At 48.1% G+C, this 22,009-nt stretch carries 20 protein-coding genes; 11 read left to right on the top strand and 9 right to left on the bottom strand.

Annotation, left to right across the window (positions count from 1 at the left end):
* Positions 1-54: 54 nt before the first annotated feature.
* The 4 genes from malG to PsAD5_RS07100 all read right to left on the bottom strand — a co-directional run bounded on the left by malG (position 55) and on the right by PsAD5_RS07100 (position 5,400).
* Entirely contained in the window at positions 55-945 is an 891-nt protein-coding gene (gene malG, locus PsAD5_RS07115; protein ID WP_063291593.1) for a maltose ABC transporter permease MalG, read from the bottom strand.
* Positions 942-2,498, bottom strand: coding sequence for a maltose ABC transporter permease MalF (gene malF / locus PsAD5_RS07110; protein ID WP_063291592.1), 1,557 nt, complete (start codon positions 2,496-2,498; stop codon positions 942-944). Before malF ends, malG begins: the two co-directional genes overlap by 4 nt.
* 69 nt (positions 2,499-2,567) lie before the next feature.
* Positions 2,568-3,737: a maltose/maltodextrin ABC transporter substrate-binding protein MalE gene (gene malE, locus PsAD5_RS07105; RefSeq protein ID WP_063291591.1), complete on the bottom strand. Its 1,170-nt coding sequence runs from the start codon at positions 3,735-3,737 to the stop codon at positions 2,568-2,570.
* Between the two features lie 34 nt (positions 3,738-3,771).
* Entirely contained in the window at positions 3,772-5,400 is a 1,629-nt protein-coding gene (locus tag PsAD5_RS07100; RefSeq protein ID WP_063291590.1) for an alpha-glucosidase, read from the bottom strand.
* Positions 5,401-5,593: 193 nt separating this feature from the next.
* Between PsAD5_RS07100 and PsAD5_RS07095 the strand changes: the two genes are divergently transcribed.
* From PsAD5_RS07095 to PsAD5_RS07055, 9 genes are all read left to right on the top strand, one after another.
* On the top strand, positions 5,594-6,649 hold the full coding sequence (locus tag PsAD5_RS07095; protein WP_063291589.1) for a substrate-binding domain-containing protein: 1,056 nt from the start codon (positions 5,594-5,596) through the stop codon (positions 6,647-6,649).
* Positions 6,631-7,686, top strand: coding sequence for an ABC transporter ATP-binding protein (locus PsAD5_RS07090; protein ID WP_063291588.1), 1,056 nt, complete (start codon positions 6,631-6,633; stop codon positions 7,684-7,686). Before PsAD5_RS07095 ends, PsAD5_RS07090 begins: the two co-directional genes overlap by 19 nt.
* A gap of 113 nt (positions 7,687-7,799) precedes the next feature.
* Positions 7,800-8,981 carry a carbohydrate porin gene (locus tag PsAD5_RS07085; RefSeq protein ID WP_063291587.1) on the top strand — a complete coding sequence of 394 codons (1,182 nt, stop codon included), beginning with the start codon at positions 7,800-7,802 and terminating at the stop codon, positions 8,979-8,981.
* A gap of 463 nt (positions 8,982-9,444) precedes the next feature.
* Positions 9,445-9,972 carry a nuclear transport factor 2 family protein gene (locus PsAD5_RS07080; RefSeq protein WP_063291586.1) on the top strand — a complete coding sequence of 176 codons (528 nt, stop codon included), beginning with the start codon at positions 9,445-9,447 and terminating at the stop codon, positions 9,970-9,972.
* 79 nt (positions 9,973-10,051) lie between these two features.
* Positions 10,052-11,101 carry a radical SAM/SPASM domain-containing protein gene (locus tag PsAD5_RS07075; protein ID WP_063291585.1) on the top strand — a complete coding sequence of 350 codons (1,050 nt, stop codon included), beginning with the start codon at positions 10,052-10,054 and terminating at the stop codon, positions 11,099-11,101.
* Positions 11,098-11,385 (top strand): PqqD family protein, encoded by a 288-nt coding sequence (locus PsAD5_RS07070; protein WP_063291584.1) that lies wholly within the window; start codon positions 11,098-11,100, stop codon positions 11,383-11,385. Before PsAD5_RS07075 ends, PsAD5_RS07070 begins: the two co-directional genes overlap by 4 nt.
* 4 nt (positions 11,386-11,389) lie before the next feature.
* On the top strand, positions 11,390-12,841 hold the full coding sequence (locus tag PsAD5_RS07065; protein ID WP_063291583.1) for a B12-binding domain-containing radical SAM protein: 1,452 nt from the start codon (positions 11,390-11,392) through the stop codon (positions 12,839-12,841).
* Positions 12,842-12,850: 9 nt separating this feature from the next.
* Entirely contained in the window at positions 12,851-13,846 is a 996-nt protein-coding gene (locus PsAD5_RS07060) for a radical SAM/SPASM domain-containing protein (protein WP_063291582.1), read from the top strand.
* A gap of 43 nt (positions 13,847-13,889) precedes the next feature.
* Positions 13,890-14,120 carry a tautomerase family protein gene (locus PsAD5_RS07055; protein WP_063291581.1) on the top strand — a complete coding sequence of 77 codons (231 nt, stop codon included), beginning with the start codon at positions 13,890-13,892 and terminating at the stop codon, positions 14,118-14,120.
* A 360-nt stretch (positions 14,121-14,480) separates the two neighbouring features.
* Here PsAD5_RS07055 and PsAD5_RS07050 read toward each other — a convergent pair whose 3' ends face one another.
* The 4 genes from PsAD5_RS07050 to PsAD5_RS07035 form a co-directional block, all read right to left on the bottom strand.
* Positions 14,481-15,284 carry an SDR family NAD(P)-dependent oxidoreductase gene (locus PsAD5_RS07050; RefSeq protein WP_063291580.1) on the bottom strand — a complete coding sequence of 268 codons (804 nt, stop codon included), beginning with the start codon at positions 15,282-15,284 and terminating at the stop codon, positions 14,481-14,483.
* 21 nt (positions 15,285-15,305) lie between these two features.
* Positions 15,306-16,130 (bottom strand): SDR family oxidoreductase, encoded by an 825-nt coding sequence (locus PsAD5_RS07045; protein WP_063291579.1) that lies wholly within the window; start codon positions 16,128-16,130, stop codon positions 15,306-15,308.
* 108 nt (positions 16,131-16,238) lie between these two features.
* Positions 16,239-18,419 (bottom strand): xanthine dehydrogenase family protein molybdopterin-binding subunit, encoded by a 2,181-nt coding sequence (locus tag PsAD5_RS07040; protein WP_063291578.1) that lies wholly within the window; start codon positions 18,417-18,419, stop codon positions 16,239-16,241.
* 3 nt (positions 18,420-18,422) lie between these two features.
* Complete coding sequence (locus PsAD5_RS07035; protein WP_063291577.1) at positions 18,423-18,884, bottom strand: (2Fe-2S)-binding protein; 462 nt, start codon at positions 18,882-18,884, stop codon at positions 18,423-18,425.
* Positions 18,885-19,009: 125 nt separating this feature from the next.
* On the opposite strand from PsAD5_RS07035, the gene PsAD5_RS07030 reads away from it, so the two are divergent.
* On the top strand, positions 19,010-19,603 hold the full coding sequence (locus PsAD5_RS07030; RefSeq protein WP_063288423.1) for a TetR/AcrR family transcriptional regulator: 594 nt from the start codon (positions 19,010-19,012) through the stop codon (positions 19,601-19,603).
* A gap of 263 nt (positions 19,604-19,866) precedes the next feature.
* Here the strand turns inward: PsAD5_RS07030 and PsAD5_RS07025 are convergent, their stop codons facing one another.
* The gene (locus PsAD5_RS07025) at positions 19,867-20,838 is read right to left on the bottom strand and encodes an SDR family NAD(P)-dependent oxidoreductase (protein WP_063291576.1); all 972 of its coding nucleotides are present in this window, start codon (positions 20,836-20,838) and stop codon (positions 19,867-19,869) included.
* 647 nt (positions 20,839-21,485) lie between these two features.
* On the opposite strand from PsAD5_RS07025, the gene PsAD5_RS07020 reads away from it, so the two are divergent.
* The coding region (locus PsAD5_RS07020) for an IS110 family transposase (protein WP_153041345.1) at positions 21,486-22,009 on the top strand (524 nt) is incomplete at its 3' end.

Raw genomic sequence — 22,009 nt, 5'->3', positions numbered from 1 at the left:
TCAACCACTGCTTGCCTCACCGAGGTCAACGTTTTGCTTTGAAGGCAGCATCACCTATCCTTTGACCGCGCCATCACCTAGGCCTGCGACGAGGTATTTTTGGGCTATCATGAAGACGACAGTGATTGGGAGGCCTGATAAGATGGCGGCGGCGGCGAAGTCTCCCCAGAGGTATTTGAACTCATTAAGATAAAGGCGTGATCCCACAGCGAGTGTCAGGTTCTCTTCAGAGCGCAGCAGAATAGATGCCAAGGGGTAGTCGTTGATTATGCCAATGAACGACAGGACAAAGACGACAGCGATGATTGGGACTGCCAATGGCAGGAAGATGAAGCGGAAGGTTTGCCAGGGGGTAGCGCCGTCAACCTGCGCTGCCTTGTCCATGGCTGGGTCCAGATTATCGAAGTAACCCTTAATGGTCCAAACATGTAGTGTAATCCCTGACAGATAAACCAAACCCAACGACCAATGACTATCGATACCGAGCACGGGCGATACTTCTCCGAGGCCATCAAAGATTGCGAAGAGAGCTACCAATGCCAGTGTGGTTGGAAACATCTGAATGATCAGCATGGAATCCAGCATTACCCCCGCACCTCTAAACCGAATGCGGCTGAAAGCGTAAGCTGAAATCGTAGAAAGAGTGACTACGCCGATAGATGCGACTAACCCGATTTTGATTGAGTTCCACATCCATAGTAAAACTGGAAATGCAGGCTCAACCACTTTTCCATCTGTTCGCGTGTAATCCAACCCCAGCGCTAGTGCCCAGTGTTCCAGCGTCAAGCTTTCTGGAATGATCGAACCTGTTGTGAAGTTCCCTTCACGAAAGCTAATTGATATGACCATTAAGAAGGGAAAGAGGATAAGAGCCAGAAAACTCAAAAGAAATGCATGAGCAAAGACTTTCTGCAACTGAAGTCTTCTTGGGTGCTCTACGATCATGACGCTGCCCTCTTAGCTGCTTGGCGACGCATGGCAACGAAGTTGGCGTAGGCCAATGCGGCAACAATAACAAAGATGATAAGTGTAATTGCCCCTGCTAAGCCGTATTCCTGACCGGCATTTTGGAAAGCGATGCGGTAGGTAAACGATCCAAGAATGTCCGTCTGACCTGCAGGAATGATCGTGCCCGGAATGTCTGGCAGTCCGCGTGTCAGGAGAAGAACAAGCACGATATTGTTAAAGTTAAAGGCAAAGCTTGCGACTAAAAGCGGAAGGAAAGGCGGGAGAATTTGCGGGAATGTAATTTTGCGGAAAATTAGAAGGGCACTTGCTCCTTCAAGTGTTGCAGCCTTTTTGTGATCTTCTGGTACAGACTGCAAAAAGCCCATCGCGAGCAGCATCATATAAGGATAGCCAAGCCAGACATTCACGATCACGAGCATTGTTCTCGCCATGCCTCCATCTGTCATCCAACTTGGGCGGATACCAAAGAGCCCATTCAGGATCATGTTGATCTCACCAAAGTTTTGGTTGAACAGACCACGGAAAATCAGGATCGAAATGAAGGCTGGAACTGCATAGGGAAGTATTAAAAGAATGCGGTAAACTGCTTTGCCGCGAAGGTGGGGCCATTGCAAAGTAACGGCCAGCGCCAAGCCTAAAATAAACGTCAAACCCACTGAAAGCAGTGCGAACAGGCAGGTCCAGAGAAAGATAGAGAACATGGGGGCACGAATGCCCTCAGACTGAAAGATCCGCTTAAAGTTGGCAAGCCCGATATAAACTCGCCAGCCTGGAGAGACATGCTCCCCAGTCATCTCATTGGTGTAAAATCCAGTTTCAGAGTTTGGGAATAGTCGTGAGCCATCTAAATTTGAGATGAGCACTCCTTCAGGCGTCTCACGGAACTCCGGCATCTGGGCAGCGAACTTTCTTAGACCTGAGTTTTTGAGAATGACACCGTCTGGCAGTTGAACAGAAATCTCTCCAAGAGCTTTGCGGAGCTTGATAGTATCACGCATGCTCAATTTTTCGGTACTCGGTATGGGAGCCGTTTCTGCTATTATGGTGTGCTGCGTTACATTTTTCTCGAAGGGTTCACTCAGGTAGCCGTTTTCTTTACCGGTAATGTAAAGTCGGTAGGTATCGCCTTGCTGCCATACACTAAAACCACGTGAGGTTTCTTGATCGACTATTTTCTTGGCAAGGTGGATTTCACGGACCCGTTCATGGCTGAGCAAGTTGAACGAACTGAAGTTCGTGAACCCGAGGTAAACTGTGTATCCAACCGGAAAGGCGATAAAGATTAGCACCGCAGCAATTCCTGGAAGAATGAAACGATGCGCATAAAGCCGCTTGGTTGAGAACACTATCCCAAAACATACAGCAACAACCAAAACGAGAAGGCCGACGACTGGCTGGTTTCCAAGAAACAAAAGGAATGCCGAATAGAACAACGTTGTGAAAACAGCGATCAATAAACCAACAGTCAAAAGACGTTGAAATTTGAAGCCTGATATTTGGCCTGTGTTTTCGGAGCTAAGAGAGGTCATCAGAGGCAACTTTCTTTGCAGTCAAGCAATGTCGCACCAGAAGGATATCCTGGTGCGACACAGTCTTGCTTATTCTCCAAGAATGCGGGAAGCAGCGTCTTCAAGAGCTTCCTCTGGAGTTTGTTTGCCTGTTGTGATGTTACCAAGCGCCGGTGCCATAGCCGCCCAAAATGCACCCATTTCAGGGTTTGACGGCATCGGGACGCCGGTTGAAGCATTCTTCAAAGTGGCTGAGATTTTGTCGCTGTGCAATGCTTCACTCGCTGAGATATCCGCGAGAGCACCAAGAGCGCGGTTCTTGTTCCACTCAGCAAGGCCTTCGTCAGTCAGCATGTAGTTTTCAATAAACTCACTTGCCAGGTCAGCATTTGGAGAAGCGCTATCGAGAGCTACCGAATAGACGCCAATGAATGGAGGTGAAATCTTTCCGCTGACTTGCGGAATAGGTGCGACACCGATGTTCAAACCTGCTTCTTCATAAGCTTTCCAGCTCCACGGTCCATTGATGACCATTGCAACTTCGCCACGGGCCATGGCAGCATCCATCACACCGTAATCAACCCCATCCGGCATGATGCCATCAGTAAAGAGCTTCGCCAGTACTTCAGCGCCTGCAATCGCGCCCTGATTGTTCACACCTGTCTCTTTACCGTTATAAACCCCATCAACTTTTCTAAAGGAGTAGCCTCCATTTGCCATCAGCATTGGCATCGTGAAGTAGGTATTGGTGTAATCCCAGAGGATAGGTTTTACACCATCAGGCAGTTCCAAATGTGCAAACTCGGAAAAGTCTTTTGGAGGCTCAGAAATCAGGTCTTTATTGTAGACTAGGCCTATCGCTTCAATCGCAATCGGATATCCCCACACCTTACCGTTAAAGCTCACCGCATCCCACGCGGTTGGAAGAACACCTGCTTTAAACTCCGATGTTGGTTCAACTGGTTGCAGTAGACCACTGGCAGCCCATTCACCAAATCGATCATGGGCCCACATCACCAGATCTGGCCCATCACCAGTTGAAGCTGCCCGTTGGAACTTGTCTGGCAACTCGGGGTCAACCAGCTCTACCTTTGTAGGAACTCCCAATTCCTCGGTAAATCTGGCCGCAACTGCCTCCAACTGCTTTATATCCTTGTCAGCTCCGATCCAGATAAGCAGTTCGCCTTCAACAGCTGCCATGGCAGCCGAAGATGTTGTGGCAAGCATAGCTGCAACAAGTGTAGTTCTTAGTATTTTCATAGCGTCCTCCCAATTAGAAACGCATTGTCATGCCTTATGAAATCAGCTCGAGTCCTTCCAACTGATCGGAAATCAGGTAAGCAAATCCGTTTGGATTAAGGGTCAGTGTTTGATTGAGCAGGATGGCGCTGGATGGCCCGGATAAGCTCGCTGAGCCCTCTATTCTCAATTCTCTTGCGGTCTCGGACAGATTAAAGACACAAGTCAGCTTTTGATCCTTGCTCATTCTGTGAAAGGCCAAAATTGGTTCCGGCAGATCAAGAAACGCGGTAGAACCTGTCAAAAGCGCGTCGTTGTTTTTTCTAAATGCAATGGTGCTGCGATAGGAATGTAAGACGCTGTCATTGGAAGCCTCTTCAGCGTCAACAGCTCCTACAAGCTGAGGATCCTTCACGGGCAGCCAGGGTTTCGCGGAGGAGAACCCGCCATGTTGCTTATTGGCCTCCCAGACCATCGGCGTACGGCAACCATCGCGACCTTTTACTGCTGGCCAAAAGCGAATGGCCTGTGCATCTGTCAGCTCATCGTAGTTAAGTGCAGTATCCTGTTGCCCGAGTTCTTCGCCCTGATAAATACCGATGGAGCCCTCAAAGGACATGAGCATCGCAATGGTCTGCTTTGCCAGCTCTTTACTCGAGCTAGCCTTCTCTTCCCAGCGAGTAACATGGCGCGGAACATCGTGGTTGGAAAAGCTCCAGCATGCTGTTCCATCTGGCGCAGCCGACCGATAAGACTTAAGAGCATTTTTGAAGTGTGAGGCGGTATAGTTGGATGATAGCAACTCGAAGGAGTAACAAAGGTGCAAACGATCTGGCCCTTTGGTGTATTCAGCCATCAAGTTAGTTGCTGCATCACCGCCGTCGCCGATTTCTCCGACCATCATGCGCCCCTCAAACTCATCAGTGAGGGTGCGCAGCTTTTTCAAAAAGTCGATGTTCTCAGGGCGATTTTTTGAGAAAATGTGCTCTTGCCTACCATAAACATCAGGCAGGTTATCGCGATCTGCACGGATGCTCGCAGGATTACTCCGCAATTGCTGATCATGAAAATAGTAGTTGACTGTATCAAGTCGGAACCCATCAACGCCGCGCTCCAGCCAAAACCGTAAAACGTGGAGCAATGCTTCCTGCACTTCCTCGTTATGCAGATTCAGATCTGGTTGATCTGCAAGAAAGTTATGCAGGTAGTACTGCTTTCTGCGTGGTTCCCACTCCCATGCTGAACCTCCAAACACAGACAACCAATTGTTTGGCGGCATTCCATCTGGTTGAGCATCTGCCCAGACATACCAGTCGGCTTTTGAGTTCGTCCGGCTAGCTCTGCTTTCTTCAAACCATGGGTGTTTACTGGAACTGTGAGATAGAACCTGATCAATAATAACTTTCAGTCCCAGCCCATGACTGCGGGCCACAAAGTCATCAAAGTCTTGCAGTGTTCCAAACAGCGGGTCGATGTCGTAATAGTCGCTGACGTCATAACCCATATCCGCCATAGGGGAAGTGAAGATTGGACTAAGCCAGACAGCATCAACACCAAGCGATGCGATGTGATCTAACCGAGAAGTAATCCCCTTCAGATCGCCAATGCCATCCCCATTTGTATCCTGAAAAGAGCGTGGATACACTTGATAGATAATGGCATTCCGCCACCAATTCTCGTTCATGACTACTCCGCGTTGCATGCGTGTTAGCTGTTCACAGCATCAAAACCTAGCATATTTAAATACTATGCAAACGTTTTGAGTCAAGGAGGTAGGTAGTTTGCCTGCACATAAGCTGAGGCATTTTGTTCTCTCCTCATTTTCTATTTTACAAATGCAAGATTCAGTTTAAAACGTTTTGAAAAGGATTCGAGACATGGCAACGATCAAAGACATTGCAAAAGAACTGGGAATATCGCCTGCGACCGTCTCTCGCGCTTTAAACGGCTTCCCAGAGGTGCGCGCCGAAACGCGAAAGCTGGTTCAGGAAACCGCAGCTACTCTTGGTTACAAGCCAAACCAGATAGCTCAAAAACTAGTCTCAGGGCGCTCTGGCATGGTTGGGATGATATTATCTCTCGGACCAGCACAAACATCAGCGGCCGGATTTTACGAGATCATGGCAGGGCTATCCGATCATCTGGCCGATCGTGATGTCGATCTTGTTTTTCATGCAGCGACGGCGACTGATCCTGTAGCGCCTTACCGTAGGTTCGTTTCAAAGAACACACTCGATGGGTTTATCCTGAATGCTCCGGAGGAGAACGACCCGCGCATCGCATTTTTGGAAGAGCAAAAAATCCCATTTGTCGTTCATGGGGCAACTTCAGGTGCTTCCTACGCTTTCTTTGACATCGACAACAAATCTGTTGCCGTTGATGGGACTAATCTCTTAGCAGACTTGGGGCATCGGCGGATTGCATTTCTGAATGGGCCACAGAACCATGCTTATGCAAAAGCTCGTGCAGAAGGCTATTTGGAAGTAATGGAACAAAGGGGCATAACGCCACCGGAGTTTGCCTTACAATATGGCAGCGGCGACGAAAACTATGGCTACGCCGCAAGCCTGGCCTTGCTGACGGAGCGAAGTGACCCACGCCCAACTGCTATTTTATGTGCGACAACACCGATTGCAGTTGGAGTGTATCGAGCGGCAAAAGACATAGGCCTGTCAATCCCGCAGGATGTCTCTGTTCTTGCTCACGATGATGCCATCCCACAGTTTCGCTCAATCAACTTCAATCCAACATTGTCGGTAACACGGGCTCCATTTCGTGATGCATGCGGTCCTCTTGCGCGCATTCTCTGCGATCTTTTGGATGGAACGCCAATCAAAGACCTTCAAGTTAGACAAAGAGCAGAACTGATCGTTCGGGATTCAACCAAGATGTTGCAAGAGTCTGAGAGGATACCATGGCAACCAAAGCACTAAACATCAAAAACTTGAATAAGTCCTTTGGTGAAACCCATGTGCTGAAAGATGTAAGCGTCTCTATCAATAAGGGGGATTTTCTTGTCCTTGTCGGGCCGTCAGGCTGCGGAAAATCCACCCTGTTAAATTGTATTGCAGGTCTGGAAGAGATTTCTTCTGGTACCTTAGAAATTTCTGGCCGAGATGTTGTTGCATTGCCTCCGCGAGAGCGTGATATCGCAATGGTCTTTCAAAGCTATGCGCTTTACCCAACCATGAGTATTCGAGAGAATATCGAGTTTGGGATGAAGATCCGTTCAGTTCCAAAAGAAGAAATTAATACTCAGGTCCTGCGCGTCGCTTCTTTGCTTCAAATAGAACACCTTCTAGACCGTCGTCCTGGGCAGCTCTCCGGCGGGCAACGTCAACGTGTTGCGATGGGTCGTGCTTTGGTACGGGAGCCAGTACTCTTTTTGTTTGATGAGCCGCTGTCCAATTTAGATTCAAAACTAAGAATGGAGATGCGTGCGGAAATCAAGCAAATGCACGCAAAGACTGGCACAACAATTGTTTATGTCACTCATGATCAGATTGAGGCCATGACGATGGCAACCAAGATCGTCGTGATGAAGGATGGAGTAATTCAACAGGTCGGGACACCTGATGAGATCTATCGGCATCCAGTCAACACGTTTGTTGCAGACTTCATGGGTGCACCACCAATGAACCTGATCGATGTAAAGGTTGATGGCAACTCAATTCACTTTCCAGATGATCAAGTTGTTGAGGGAGTACATATTCCATTGGAGGTACAAAAAAATGGGAGAGCAAAAATTGGAATACGACCTGAAGTTTTCTCACTTGGCCAACAGCTAACTGTGAAACCTCGCATTGTTGAGCATACGGGTGCAGATCTTTTCCTGACCTTCGATATGGCAAATGAAGTTGTCACAGCTCGCTTGCCTTGGTCAACGATCGCGCAGGATGAAATCGGACTGAGTATCGACCTTAATCAGCTCAGGTTCTTCTCTACGGTCGACGGGACAGCAATCAACTAATTTAAAACAATAAAACAAGGAGTTACCAACCTGCGCGGTGCGCGGGACGGGAGAGGTGCGTCTGCATCACAAAAAAAGCGTTTTAAACAACGCTGGAATAACTGGAGGAAGTAATGAAAAATGCTCTGTTGGGGACTGTAGCTGCGCTCTCAGTTCTAGCCGCCACCGCTTCGCATGCGGAATTTGCATACAATCAAACCGGCTATTTGCGTATCGGAGTTGGTCAAACTGAAGGTGACAAATTCACTGCAATGCAACTAAACGGGGCTTGGAATAAGTACCGTCTTGGAAACGAGTCTGATTTTTATGGTGAGTATGGCGTAGGTGGTAAATACACCTTCGAAAATGGGAGTGCATTGGTTGGTGGTGTCCGCGCGCATGTCGCCGGTGACAACAACGACTTGATCGTTGATGGTGAGTTCGACGCCAACGTTGCAACTCGTGAGTTCTGGTTGGGATACAAAGGCCTTGGTGAAGGCGCTCTCAGTGACAGTACAGTCTGGGTTGGTCGCCGCTTCTATAAGCGGAAAGACATTCACATCACCGACAACTACTATGAAAATTACTCCAACTGGGACGGTTTTGGCGGTGGTCTGGAAGACGTAAGTCTCGGCTCCGGAAAGCTTTCCGTTGCTGCTTTTACAAATGGAGATCGCAATACCCATACTCTGGATGCTCGATTTGAAGGCATTCATCTTGGAGAAGATCTGGTAGGTGAAATCGGTGCGGCTTATTCCATGACGACTGGCGATGCAACCGGTGATGATGGCGCAGCGCTTCGTCTACATTTGCAAAAGAACAACATTTTTGGCGGCTACATGAAGGCCAGTCTGATGCACGGCTTCAACGCTGCCTCTGGTTTTTCTGCAGATGGTTGGAGTGATGCGGAAGATCGCTCAATTACGCGGGCGCAGATCCATGGTCTCGCATCCATTACCGACGAAATTGAACTCTTCTACACTGCTTGGCACCAACTCGATCGCAACAATGGGGACAACACGAACTGGTCTTCAATCGGCATTCGCCCGCAGTACAACATCAATGAAGACTTCAACCTTCAACTTGAGTTGGGATTGGACCACGTTCAAACCGAAGATGAGAGCCGCACTCTTGGTAAAACCACCTTTGCGGCGGCATACACCTTCGGTGAATCTGGTTTCTGGGCCCGCCCACAGCTACGCGCATTTGTAACATATGGCGCATGGAGCAAACCAGGCGCTGTAGGTAACACGGAAATCTTTGACGACAAGAAATCTGGTACAACCTACGGTCTTCAATTTGAAACTTGGTTCTGATGCATTGGGGCCTTAGAGGCCCCAATTACCTCTGTGACATGGCCTATAGTCTATCAGCTCCAGCGTATACCTCTGTGTCTCCACAAAACTAAGGAGTTTAGCGTTAAGTGACCATACCTGCCGCTCGATCTGACTAAGCAAACTCACCCGTCAGAGCAAGGCACAACTTCAAGTCGATCTCATTCAATTTATGCTGAAGAAAGTATATTTTCTCAGCAGAGCATATTCAAATTACACACTTATGTGCCCGTGACTAATTCGCCCTCTTGGTAAGTACTACATAAACATAGTTATTATTAATAATTCCATATTAGTGCAAAATTTATTGATGAATGACAGGCATCGAATGTGAAATTCGTGAGGAACGGGTTGATTTACGTCAAGTTATTCAAATTAATATAGTGCTTTATTTTCGTGGCAACTTCCCTTTATTAGCAGAAAAGTGAAAGAGAGGAATATAGTCATGGATATACGTGATCTCAATAAAACTAGCTTGACGCCTTTAAGTAACATGAGTGTTATTGAAAAGTACTTTGCCGCAGTGAAGGAAATGGATGCTCATGCAGTGAAGGGTGAAAAGTTTAATACTGACACCATTATGGAGCTGTGGCACTCAGGCGGAACGCTTTCCATTCACGGCAAAGAGTCGATCGGCGAAAAAAGCTATACGAAACATGATGAAATTGCAGGGTTCTACCAAAACCGCGCCAAGGGCGTGGATGGCATGTTGGCAACCAACTTGTCTAAGGTAAATGTAGCCAACGCCAAGAATGATGAGCACATCGTTGTAAGTGGCCTGCGCTACATCATCAACAAAAAGGGAGAAGGCCTTCAGGCGCCCTTTACCCATAACTTCCGCCTCCAGGATGGCCGTATCAGCTCCCTCGACATTCATGTGGGAACGCCAGGTAAAACTGAAGTAGCTCCTGTCGGTGCACTATCAATCGACGATCTTGGATCTCTCTCTGCCATGGCGTGGATGGTTGCCTAATCTGCCAAACCTATCTTTAAAAATTGGTTGAGGACAACGGCGTTTCGGCGCCGTTGCACCCCATAATTGAGGTGTCGCGATGAAGCTATCTTCCCCTCTTTATGTTGTTTGGGAAACAACACTGGATTGCAATGCCCGCTGCGTGCATTGCTATTCCGATGCTTTGTTTGGCAGAGGGCCGGACTACTGGCCTCTTGAGGATGCACTGGAGTTGATTGATCAGCTTGCAGAGGCCGGTGTCTTCATTCTTGCGCTTTCTGGTGGTGAGGTGCTGTTACGTTCGGATTGGGAGCAACTGATAGACCATGCTACCTCCCTAGGTATGCGGGTCACGTTTGCGACCAATGGAATATTGGTAACTCCGGAGGTCGCAAGACGACTGAAGGAGCTCGGGGTTTCTAATGTGAGCGTCAGTTTGGATGGTGCGACAGCCGAAACTCATGATGCAATCCGCGGGCTGTCGGGTATTTTTGACAAGGCCTGTGCAGCAGCACAATACCTGACTGAGGCTGGTGTGCGGGTAACCATAAATTACACCCCAATGAAACCCAACTTGGGCGAGGCTCAGGATATGATTGCGCTGGCGCATCGCCTTGGCGCGGAAAAAATCAACCTCACGGAGTATGTTTATACCACACGGGGTGGTGTTGACCTGATGCCCTCTCCTCAAGAGCTTGGTACGCTTTTGGAGGCTTGGATCAAGGCTGGTGAGACGTGGAAAGGTAAGCTGGAAATCGACTGGCACGATTGCCGGGTTGGCTTGCTGCTCCCAGAAGCTGAAGAAGACCCCTACAAGGGGTGTGGGGCTGGATATACTCACTGCCGCATAACCGTAGACCGAGATGTAACCCCTTGCGTTGTTCTGCCTGTTGCTGTTGGTAACCTCAAAGAACAGAGCTTTGCGGAAATCTGGCGCAGCGCGCCCGAGCTTCACAAGATCCGCTCCCGGGATAACATCAGCTCAGGCAACTGTTCTGTGTGTGAGCACAAGGCGAAATGTGGAGGGTGCCGCGCAGCCAGTTATGCTTGGTACGGTGATGTTTATGCTGGCGACCCAACCTGTTGGATCAAACCCGATATGCCAGAGTTCGGCTCCGGTACCAGTTGTAAAAGGGAGGCAAGAGGTTGAGCGAGCATTTTACAACAGTGCGCCACACCGAGGGCGTGCGCTGCCGAACCGAGGAGGAAGGCAACTTTCTGCTCTATCACCCCAAAACCGACCAGCTTCACATTGTCACCAGCAGCGGTAAGGCAATCTTTGATCAGTGTGATGGCAAGGAAATCGATGAAGTTGTTCATCTGGGCGGTAAACTGCTCTTGCAGGAAAGCGATATGGAGGAAGAAGTGCTGAGAGGCTCAGTCCTTTCCTTTTTACAAGAGCTGAACAAGCGTAATCTCATTGAGTTCGGGTGAGGCTATGGGGCAGCGTGATCGGGTTTTATTTATCCAGCCGCCAACCTCCTTTAATCAAACCTCGCCGTGTCTTGATGATAAGCAATTTGGGCTTGGCTTGCTGGCCAATGCCGCATGGTTGGAAGCGCACGAGTTCGAGGTGCGTGGCCTGCACGTGCCCTTAGCGCTGCATTATGGGTTTGAGGAGGAGGACGTGAAAGCATTCATCCTCAAAGAAGACCCAATAGTTATCGCTATTGGTCTCAACTGGGTTCATTTCAGCTCTGGCGCACTTGAGGTAGCCCGTCTTGTAAAGGCTTTGCTGCCTCATGTCCTGGTCTATATTGGCGGACAACACGCCACGATGTTTGCTGAAGACATTGCCAGTGCCAATGCACCTTATGTGGATGGGGTCATCAAGGGTGAGGCCGAACATGCGCTGCTTTCTATTTGCCAGCAGGTCGCTCGATCTGGAAGGGTCACTGAAGACGTGCCGGGACTGGTGACAAGCACAGGAGATAGCGGGCCACCACTGGTGCTGGAAGAAATGGACGATTTTCCGGTTTATCGCTACTCCGTGCTCAAACCCCGCTCACTTCGACCGGACGCGGGTGCAATCTCTACCACACGCGGCGCATGTCCATTCAAATGCGCTTGGTGTGTGGAACCCGTCATTGGCCGCCTTCAGGGTCGGCGTAAGCTGATGTTTCATTCCGCAAGACGTATCGTAGACCAGATTGCAGCGCTGATGAGCGAAGGCATTACGCGCTTTACCATTCAAGACAATTTTTTTGTAGGCGGGAATGTCAAACTCATTGAGCTGAGTGAGGAATTAGTCCGGCGCGATATTCGCCCCGCTCACCTCAATATCTTTGCCCATCCGGAAAGCTATGGATATGAGGGCTATGCTGCCCTTGCTGCATGTTGTGAACTGGCCAGCGTGGATTTTGGCGTCGAAACCGGATCTTACGACGTGGCGCGGATCAACAACCGCCATCTCGACCGCGAAGAAGTGGTGCTCAGTATTTCCGAGGCGGTGCAGGCGAATGTCGAGCCGTTTACATGGTGGATGGCTGGCCTTCCCGGTGAGGATGAAGCTGCGCTATGCGATACAGAGCAGCTGATCCTTGAAACCATGAAGGTCGGCGGCATTCCGCGCTGGGTAAGCCCGATGATCCTGTTTCCGCACACGCCTATTCATGAGGATCCCGCCCGCTTTGGCGTAGAGCCACGCTTTAGGGACTTTGAGGATTATTCGAAGTTCTCTCAGGCGACGCTGACAGAGGCTGTTTTATTTTCAGACACCATCACTCACAAAAGCACCGGCTCCAGTTATGAAGATATTTGCAATGCCTCGCAGCGGCTACGCAAGTTTATCGCTCAAAATCTGCATCTTGTTGAAGAGTTTTATGAAACCAGCGGCATGCAACCGGATTTGAAGTCTGTTGAAAGCCGTATCCTGCAATCCTTTTTCTGAGAGGTGGTCATGTTCAGACCCTCCTATCCTTTGCACGTGGTTTTCATTTTAAGCAACCATTGCAACCTGTCCTGCGTTCACTGTTCCTCCAATGCGGACAAAGCGGGCGATAAGGGCTATTCCACCAGCCGCGCAAAAGAGATTTTGCAGCAAATGAATGATGTTGGCGTTGTGGATGTTGCATTTTCCGGCGGAGAACCACTGCTGCGCCGGGACCTACCAGAACTGGTGACGTATGCCCGCAGCCTGAACATGACTGTAGGCACAAGTACCAACGGATATCCTTTGACGGAAAAAGCGGCCGAAAAATTGAAACAAGCCGATCTCTCAAGGTTACAGGTGAGCATTGACGGCACCCAAGAGGTACATAATGTCATCCGTGGACCCGGCTCTTTTCAAAAGGCGTTAGAGGCGGTTGAAATCTCGCTGGAGGTAGGGTTGAAAACCCACGTCTGCTTCACGGCCATGCGCCGCAACGCGCATCTATTGCCGGATATGCTAGAGCTTTGTGCGCAACTCGGGGTTGATGGGTTCAACCTCTCCCAGTTCATACCCACCGGACGCGGTGCATTGAGCGACGGGTTGGAACCTGATACAGCGCGCGCCTTATTGCAGACATGGTTGGTAGCCAAGGCCGATTACCCCGATATGTATCTGTCCGCTCATTCCTCAGGGTTGGCTTCACTCGCACCCGGTACTGATACGTGCCGGGGAGGTTGTCAGGCTGGGATCAGCATTGCATGCGTCACCGCTGAGGGTGATGTGACACCTTGCGTTATGTTCCCGTTGTCATTGGGAAACCTGAAGGATGCCCCCTTTGGCGAGATCTGGTCAAACTCCCCTCACATCAAGGCACTGCACCAACGCGATGTTAAGGGTGGATGCGCCTCTTGCTCTTTCAAATGGCAATGCGGCGGGTGCAGAGCCGCCGCCTGGGCGGTGGACCAAGATATGATGGCAGAGGACCCTTACTGCTGGCTCATACATGATAGACTGAGCGCCTGAGCTTCTTAATAAAATCAAACTCACGACAGAAAAGGAAAATGCCATGCCACACATCGTTGTTTATTCACCGCGCCTTCCCAGAGAGAAAAAGGTTGCTTGTGTCGCCGCACTGACAAAAGCTTTTGAAGAAAGTACTGGGCTGGACGCCAACCTCCTGACCATCCATATCGAAGAGCATTCCTACGACAACATCGGGGTCGGCGGTAAACTGCTGACAGATGCCTATCCGGAGATTGCCGAGCGTGAAAAACAGTTCCAGGAAACGGATCAGTAGCTTGATAATCCACCTTGAGGGTAAGGGAAGCTAAGGGCGTATGAAAATAACATAAAGCGCTTTACAAGGAATATGGGTGCCCAAAAGTAAAAAACTGGATTGTTTGGATATAGTCACGCTCTCATGGTCAGTTCCTGCGTAGTCTGACCAATTGCGGACATTCACCCTATTCCATAACAGCTACACTTGGGGCTATCTTGCCACTTAAAGTTACATCTCCTCCGGAATGGAGTTGATAAGGCGCAAGCGCATCTATAGCCAGGAGTTACCATTCAAAAGACTAGGCTTAGAATACCGCTCACACTTCAAAACGCCGGACTTGAATACTTCATCCATTGCCCGACGTTTTAGGTTATCAGTTTAGTTACCATCCAGCGAACGCATGATCATGCTTGGCACATGTGCAATACCACTAAAGCCACCATCAATGTCTAATGAGGTTCCTGTGATGTAAGAGGCTTGATCGCTACACAAAAAAAGTACGGCCTGCGCGATCTCTTCTGCTTTACCTAGACGTTCCATTGGATGGAAGTTAGCCATAAACTCCAGCATTTCTGTATTATTATGACCCGCCTCAAGGATAGGTGTGTCAACTGTTCCAGGGCAGATCGCGTTAACGCGAATGTTGTGAGGGATTAGATCAGCAGCAGCACCTTTCATAAAGCCAAGTTCTCCATGTTTGGTTGCTGCATAGGTAGCTTTAGTTGCCGCACCACGGTGCCCCATTGCTGAAGATGCTATCACAATCGAACCACCACCTGTTTTACTCATGGCTGCTGCTGTATACTTTGCACCCAAAAAAACACCGGTCAGATTGACTGCGACTGCATTGTTCCAGTCTTCTAGTGTTGCATCAAGCAATGAAGTAGTCGGAGAAATGCCTGCATTTAGATAAACTGCATTGATCTTGCCAAATTTTTCCATTGCGATGTTAACAGATCGGCTGTTATCTGCTTCACTTGCGACGTTCATTTGGATTGGAATAGCACATCCACCAAGGTCAAATATTTTCTCTGCAACCTTTTCGGCTCCTTCTAGGTCTAGGTCAGCACAGATGACAGAAGCACCCTCATTTGCAAATGCCATAGCCGTTGTCTGTCCCAGACCAGATGCTGCTCCTGTAATGTACGCTACTTTGTTTTCATAACGTCTGCTCGAAGTCATGGTTTGCTCCTTTTCTTGCTCTTATGACATGGAGAAGAGTTCAGATATCTGCTGTGAAAATGCCGTATGAGAAAGGGTATCTTTTTGAGTTTGCAGGCTCTCGGCATCTTTACCAACCACATTTCGAGTTGGTACGTTTTCTGTCGCACACTCAAAAATCTTTTCTGCTACATCTTGTGGATGTTGCTCTGGCACCAATAATGCTTTGCGAACACTTGCCATTTTTTCAAATACTATTTGAGCGTATTTCTGCAGATCATCATCACCATTTTGGGATGGGTTTTGAGTAGCTGCGCCAAAGTTGGTAGCAAATGCTCCAGGAGCCACAGACATCACACGAATATTCAAACCACTTAGTTCGTGAGCTAAAGCTTCAGTAAATCCTTCAATAGCGAACTTTGTCGATGAGTAGACCGACGTCGTAGGACCTCCAATAAGCCCTGCTAGGGATGTTACATTGATGATGGTTCCGGCCCGGTTTTTACGCATATGCGGCAATACTTCTCGGGTGGTGTTCATTAAACCGAACACATTGGTGGCATACATTGCCTGGATGTCATCATCAGCAAACTGCTCAAACAATGCATGACCACCATATCCGGCATTATTCACAAGCACATCTATCGACCCGAAACGGGAAATCCCTTTTGCAACAGAGGTAGTGATACTGTCTTGCTTGGTGACATCTAATTGGAAGACAACTGTATTTTCCAGTTTATCGAGCTCAGTTTCTAACTCTGGCTTCCTCATTGTTGCAATCACATTCCAACCTTCAGATTGGAACTTCTTTGCAGTTAATCGGCCAAATCCAGATGAGGCGCCGGTAATCATTATAGTTTTTGTCATTGCATCTTCATTTCTTGATAGCTGAAGAACCAGTTTGTTGTCGTTCCTCAGCGATGATTGATCAAATCCCACTCTCTATTGGTACAGAGCGTTCAAAAGGTGCCGCACTTAAGCGAACACGATCCCATTTGCCGTGAGAGGAAGCCTAGTCGCCCGCTGGCCCGTAGCGTTAAAAATTGCATTAGCCAAAGCAGGGGCAGCAGGAGGTGTACCTGGCTCGCCGATACCTGTGGGAGGTTCTTCTGATGGAGCAATGTGGATTTCAATGTTCCCAATGTCACCAATGCGCAGAGGTTCATAATCGGGGAAGTTGTTCTGCTCAACTTCTCCATTCTTCAAAGTGACTTGGTTGCGCATGGCTGCGCCAATGCCATATCCTATCGCTCCTTCCATTTGAGCAACGATGATATCTGGGTTTACTGCCAACCCACAATCGACTGCTGCAACCACACGTTCGATCTTGATTTGACCATTGTCTGTAGATACTTCAACAATCTCAGCCACAAAGGTTCCAAACGATTTATGGGCAGCAACTCCTCTCCCCCAACCTTTAGGAAGAGGTTTCTCCCAGTCAGCTTGCTTGGCGGCGAGTTTTATCACGTTTGCCAAGCGTTGCTGATCTAGGTTGGAGGTGTCCGTTAGGAGTGAAAGTCTGTAAGCTAGCGGATCTTGACCGGCTGTTTGCGCCATAACATCCACGATAATTTCGAGGGCGTGAGCCGTATAAGAGTGCGCAACAGAGCGCCATGCACCTGTTTTAAGCGAGCTATTCCAGTAACTTAGGCCAATCGCGGGTTTGGGGAACGCATAGGTGGTTTCTGCAAGTCCATAAAACGTACTTGCATCAATCCCACGTTCATTGACCATATATTTCTCAAAAGGAGATCCAATGAAGTTTGACTGAGTTGTCAATCGAAGATCCCAGGTATTTAAATCACCTGTATCATTGAAACCAAGTCTAACTGAGGTAGCTGCAATTGGGCGATAATCTGCGCCACTCAAGTCATCTTCGCGCGACCACACCACCTTAACAGGCGTCTGTCCGTCAAGTGCTATAAAAGCTAATACGGCCTCTACATGATAGTCTGCAGTAAGCGCTCCACGTCTTCCAAAAGAACCGCCAGCATAAACCGTACTAATCTCAATCTTTTCCTGGTCCAACTTTAGTGCTTTTGAGACAGCCATCTGCACTAATGAAGGTGATTGACAACCTTCATGAATACGAAGCCCACCGTTTGAGGTTGGCTCAATTGTGACGTTCAACGGCTCCATTGGTGCTTGAGCAAGGTATGGAGCAAAGAATTGCAGATCAACTATCTTGGATGCGTTACCTAGATCTGTAGAGGCATCTGATGTTGTATAATCCTCAAAGACCTGATGCTGAGGAATTTGCAGCATCTTGCGATGGAGAGCCTCGATTTCAGTGCTTGATCTTTGCTCCGCATTAGTAAAATCCCAAGTTGCTTGAATTTTTTGTCGGGCAGAAAATGCATCCCAGGTGGTTTGAGCATAAACGACAACACCTGAGCCATCTAAAAGTGGCTGAGCAGTTACGAAGCCAGCCATACCTTCAACATCAGAGGCATCAAAATCTTTTAACTTTCCACCTGCCTTGGGGCTTCGCAATACTGCAGCATAAAGCATTCCAGGTAACCGCACATCCATTCCAAATATTGCAGTTCCATCAACTTTTGTACTGCTATCCTTTCTTGCAACTTCTGGATTGCCAATATACCGAAATTCTTTGCGAGCTTTGAGCTTGGGAGGAGAGTGTGGATCAAGTTTTAAAGCGTCAGAGATGAATTCACCAAAATGACCCTGCTGATCGTTAGTTGATAATAAGCCATTTTGAACCTGAATATCTGCCTCCGAACAATTCCATCGACTGGCAGCTGACCGAACTAGGAGCTGTCTGACGGTTGCTGCCGCGTCTCTATACTGCAGAAATGAGTTGGACATTGATGTTGAGCCACCGGTTAGTTGCAAGCGGTGTACGGTGTGTCCATAAATGGTGGCATCAGCGGGAGCAAACTCAGCTTTGATTGCTTCCAAAGATACATCAAGCTCTTCTGCAACAAGCGTTGTAAGGCCAGTTACTGTACCTTGACCACATTCAAAATGCTTGACGACGACAGTGATATTCCCGTCAACTGAAACTTGAATAAAGGGGGTGAAGGCTTCAGTGCGCTTAGCTGCAACTGCAAAGCCTCCAGAAATGTCAAATCCAGCAACTAACATTGATGTTGCTGTACCTTTCAGAAACGAACGACGGGAGCTCTTTACAGTCATTGTTCAGTCTCCCAACTTAGAAGAAGCTAACTGAATTCCTTGCTGAATACGCGGATATGTAGCGCATCGGCAAACATTGCCACTCATGTAAGTCATTGTCTCCTCGTGAGTGGGGGATGGAGTTTCAGTCAGTAGCCCAATCGCGGACATAATTTGACCAGACTGGCAGTAACCACACTGCACCACATCCAGTTCTCGCCAGGCGGATTGGACTGCTTGCGCGACCTCTCCATGCACACCTTCAATCGTTGTGACCGTGCTACCTTCAACGTCTTCGATCAGTGTTTGACAGGATCTGACAGGTTGGCCATCAACATGAACTGTGCATGCGCCACATGAAGCAACCCCACACCCAAACTTTGTACCGGTAAGATTGAGGTGGTCCCGCAGAACCCAAAGCAATGGAGTATCTGCCTCAACGCTAACTGAAATGGGTTGGCCATTAACCGTCAAACTTAAAACCATCTAGCCGTCCTTACATTACTTAACTGGAATTAAATTACACTTATGAGTGCACTTTTACACTCGCCGCTAGATTTTGTAAACTGAAAAGTATAAAATGAGCTAAGGTAGGTATTTGAGAAAGTAATATGGCGACTAAAAAACCTAGGAAATACAATCAAGTAATTGAAGCAGCGCTTGCTGAGTTTTTGGCCTTTGGCTTTGAGGGGGCCAACATGGACCGAATTTCTCTGTCCGCGAATGTGTCCAAGCGAACGGTCTACAATTACTTTCCAAGTAAAGAAGCGTTGTTCCAGGAAATCGTCGAATTGGCAGGACAGTTCCTTCCCAAGGAGAACCCGCTGAGTTTTTCATCGCAAGATCCAATTTCAGAGCAACTCAGACTACTTGCTTTCCATTTGGCTAAGCCAAATGCAGAAGCCGAGTTTGTGCAATTGGGCCGTCTTGTGATGATTGAGAAAATGCGAAATCCAGAGATGATAAAAGGCCTGATCGCTAACATTGAAAAGGCAAACTACATCGATGACTTTTTTCAAGATGCGCATTTAGCTGGTTGCATTTCGAAAGATGGGGCCCAAAAATGCAAATCTGAGTTTCAAAGTTACGTTAAAGGCCGCTCTTTCTGGCCTGCAATGTCGAGTGGAGTTCCAATAACAGAAGAGCAAGTACAGCAAATTGCAGCCGATGCAGCAGATCTATTTAAGGTTCGTTTTGAGGTATAACTTAGAGATTAATTGTAGTATTCACCCTTGCTGAGAGAACTCGGCAAGGGTGAAACATTTATAGAAAGAGGACAATGAGCTATCGACGCAGAACACCTGCGCTGGCAGTCTACTGAGCCCTGCTAAAATACTAGCTTTAGAACGAGCATTTTCATCTTTTGAGCTCCTTCCTAAGTTACAAACTCCGGAATCCATAAAGATAATAGTTATTCAAGAAAATCAGATACTTTCGCAGGATTCAGTGAACCTTCAGTTTATCGAACCTATGTCGGCCAGTTGGCAGTTCGCCCAGCAGACACATCGATTGCTTCGCCAGAAACAAGGGCTGCATCTTCTGAACAAAGAAACTTAACAGTCTTACCAATGTCCCGCGGCTCAAGCACTCCTACCGGCAGAGGATGCTGCCTTCTGGTGAGCTCTTCTACCATATCCCAATTACCGTCCGCACCAAGCGCTAGTTCGTGCTTTACTGTTCTTTCGTTATTCATCATCACAGTATTTACAGTTGCTGGACATACTGCATTGCAAGTCACATCATACTTACCATAAATGAGGGCTGTACTCTTAGCCAATCCGATTACGCCCCATTTAGTAGTACAATATACTGGAGAACGCGGGTTTCCAGCTCTTGCGCCAACAGATGAAATAATAACAATACGACCACCCTTTTGTTCACGCATGATTGGCGCTCCGACCTGTACAGTCTTGATGGTTCCTGCAAGATTTACATCAATCACCAGCTGGATCTCATCTTCTGGAAGTTGATCTAAGAGGCCGATTTGATACACTGCGGCATTTGCAATTAGAAAATCCAGGCTTCCAAACTCATGTACTGTCTGTTGCATTGCAGTATTAAGTTGATCGCTATTACGAATATCGCCTTGAATGGCGAGGCATCTAACACCTTCAGCTTCAATGGTTGCCTTGGCGTTATTTAAATCATCTAATGTTGCCAGAGGATAATGTATTCCATTGATGTTTGAGGCTATGTCATACAAGACAATATTTGCCCCTACTTTGGCGAGTTCCTGAGCACAACCCAAACCAATTCCCCGAGCTCCGCCGGTTATAAAAGCTGTCCTTCCAGAGAGCTCACCTTTTGGTGCCTCTTGGGCCTGACTAGCTATAGGCATTGCAGCCATAGCAAGGCCAGTTGCAGCTGTTGCCGTCAATAACTTCCATCTTGCCGGATTTGCTACATCTAAGTTTCTAAGATCACTGTGAAATTCGCTCATAATTCACCTCCACAAATTGGGTGCTTTGCCAAAATGTAAACTTTAAAGTGTAATTATCACGATGAATACACAATGTAAACTTGTGAGTGTATTTATGATTAAATGACGCACTTACCCGCAAAGGTCATTAGTGGATCAACATTAGTGAACAAGCGCCGTGTTTAATGCTTGTGCCATCTCAGTTGTGCGCTCAATGAAAGCATTGGTTGAGAGTTTTCACCAAACGGGTACGAGTTTATGCGGTCATTCTTGTACCCCCTATGAGAGACTAGCCACTTATTAAATGAGAGGCTACTTACGTCGAGCTACACCAACCACATGAACAGGCAGATTCATGCCAGCTTGTTCCCCATAAAAAGGTTCTTGATTTGTGTCTTATTGGAAAAAGCTGCTGATCAAGTTAATCCGTGGCTTTCCCTGCAAGAGCGTGGTTTCAACTGCGGGTCAATCTCTTTAAGTTCGCGATGAAGTTCTCTTGCTGTTCTTCAAGGTGGCCAAGAATACAACCTTATGCCATTAGGCTTTCCCAGAGAATTGCCTCAACCTTTGGTGGAAACACTCGAATGGCGGCTAATGAGATGGACCGCCTGCTCCCCTAAGGGGCAGGCTCTATAGTGATCCTGTTCTCATGAAACCGGAGCAGTCCCATGATCACAGAACTTCTTTCCGTCGGCATCGACATTGGCAAAGATACATTACACATCGTTGGGTTCAATGACGATGGTAGCTACGCTTTTCGGAAAAAAATCAGACGTCTGTCCCTCGTGGCTACGTTCGAGAAGTTGCCGCGCTGTATTGTGGGCATGGAAGCGTGCATGAGTGCGCATTTTGTTAGCCGAACATTGCGCAAACTGGGGTTCGATCCCCGTATCATCGCCGCTAAATACACCAAGCCTTTCGTCAAAGGCCAGAAGAACGATTACAACGATGCTGAAGCTGTGGCCGAGGCCGTGCTGCGGCCCAATTTGAATTACGTGCAGGAAAAGAGCCAGGATCAGCTCGATCTGCAAGCCCTGCATCGAGTTCGATCCCGATTGGTCTCGCGTCGTACCGCCACCATCAACCAGATCCGGGCCTTCCTGTTAGAGCAAGGAATTGCGGTGCGCACAGGTAGTAGCAGTTTGAGAAACTCTCTGTTCGCCATTCTCGACAATCGCGCCAATGAGATTTC

This window comes from Pseudovibrio sp. Ad5, assembly GCF_001623095.1.
Taxonomy (GTDB): domain Bacteria; phylum Pseudomonadota; class Alphaproteobacteria; order Rhizobiales; family Stappiaceae; genus Pseudovibrio.
Note: the sequence above shows the minus strand (reverse complement) of the source record. Positions and strands in the feature narration are given on the sequence as shown.

Excerpts from the sequence above, each read along its gene's own strand:
- malG (WP_063291593.1), bottom strand. The coding sequence starts at position 945 with ATGATCGTAGAGCACCCAAGAAGACTTCAGTTGCAGAAAGTCTTTGCT.
- malF (WP_063291592.1), bottom strand. The coding sequence starts at position 2,498 with ATGACCTCTCTTAGCTCCGAAAACACAGGCCAAATATCAGGCTTCAAA.
- malE (WP_063291591.1), bottom strand. The coding sequence starts at position 3,737 with ATGAAAATACTAAGAACTACACTTGTTGCAGCTATGCTTGCCACAACA.
- PsAD5_RS07100 (WP_063291590.1), bottom strand. The coding sequence starts at position 5,400 with ATGAACGAGAATTGGTGGCGGAATGCCATTATCTATCAAGTGTATCCA.
- PsAD5_RS07095 (WP_063291589.1), top strand. The coding sequence starts at position 5,594 with ATGGCAACGATCAAAGACATTGCAAAAGAACTGGGAATATCGCCTGCG.
- PsAD5_RS07090 (WP_063291588.1), top strand. The coding sequence starts at position 6,631 with ATGGCAACCAAAGCACTAAACATCAAAAACTTGAATAAGTCCTTTGGT.
- PsAD5_RS07085 (WP_063291587.1), top strand. The coding sequence starts at position 7,800 with ATGAAAAATGCTCTGTTGGGGACTGTAGCTGCGCTCTCAGTTCTAGCC.
- PsAD5_RS07080 (WP_063291586.1), top strand. The coding sequence starts at position 9,445 with ATGGATATACGTGATCTCAATAAAACTAGCTTGACGCCTTTAAGTAAC.
- PsAD5_RS07075 (WP_063291585.1), top strand. The coding sequence starts at position 10,052 with ATGAAGCTATCTTCCCCTCTTTATGTTGTTTGGGAAACAACACTGGAT.
- PsAD5_RS07065 (WP_063291583.1), top strand. The coding sequence starts at position 11,390 with ATGGGGCAGCGTGATCGGGTTTTATTTATCCAGCCGCCAACCTCCTTT.
- PsAD5_RS07060 (WP_063291582.1), top strand. The coding sequence starts at position 12,851 with ATGTTCAGACCCTCCTATCCTTTGCACGTGGTTTTCATTTTAAGCAAC.
- PsAD5_RS07055 (WP_063291581.1), top strand. The coding sequence starts at position 13,890 with ATGCCACACATCGTTGTTTATTCACCGCGCCTTCCCAGAGAGAAAAAG.
- PsAD5_RS07050 (WP_063291580.1), bottom strand. The coding sequence starts at position 15,284 with ATGACTTCGAGCAGACGTTATGAAAACAAAGTAGCGTACATTACAGGA.
- PsAD5_RS07045 (WP_063291579.1), bottom strand. The coding sequence starts at position 16,130 with ATGACAAAAACTATAATGATTACCGGCGCCTCATCTGGATTTGGCCGA.
- PsAD5_RS07040 (WP_063291578.1), bottom strand. The coding sequence starts at position 18,419 with ATGACTGTAAAGAGCTCCCGTCGTTCGTTTCTGAAAGGTACAGCAACA.
- PsAD5_RS07035 (WP_063291577.1), bottom strand. The coding sequence starts at position 18,884 with ATGGTTTTAAGTTTGACGGTTAATGGCCAACCCATTTCAGTTAGCGTT.
- PsAD5_RS07030 (WP_063288423.1), top strand. The coding sequence starts at position 19,010 with ATGGCGACTAAAAAACCTAGGAAATACAATCAAGTAATTGAAGCAGCG.
- PsAD5_RS07025 (WP_063291576.1), bottom strand. The coding sequence starts at position 20,838 with ATGAGCGAATTTCACAGTGATCTTAGAAACTTAGATGTAGCAAATCCG.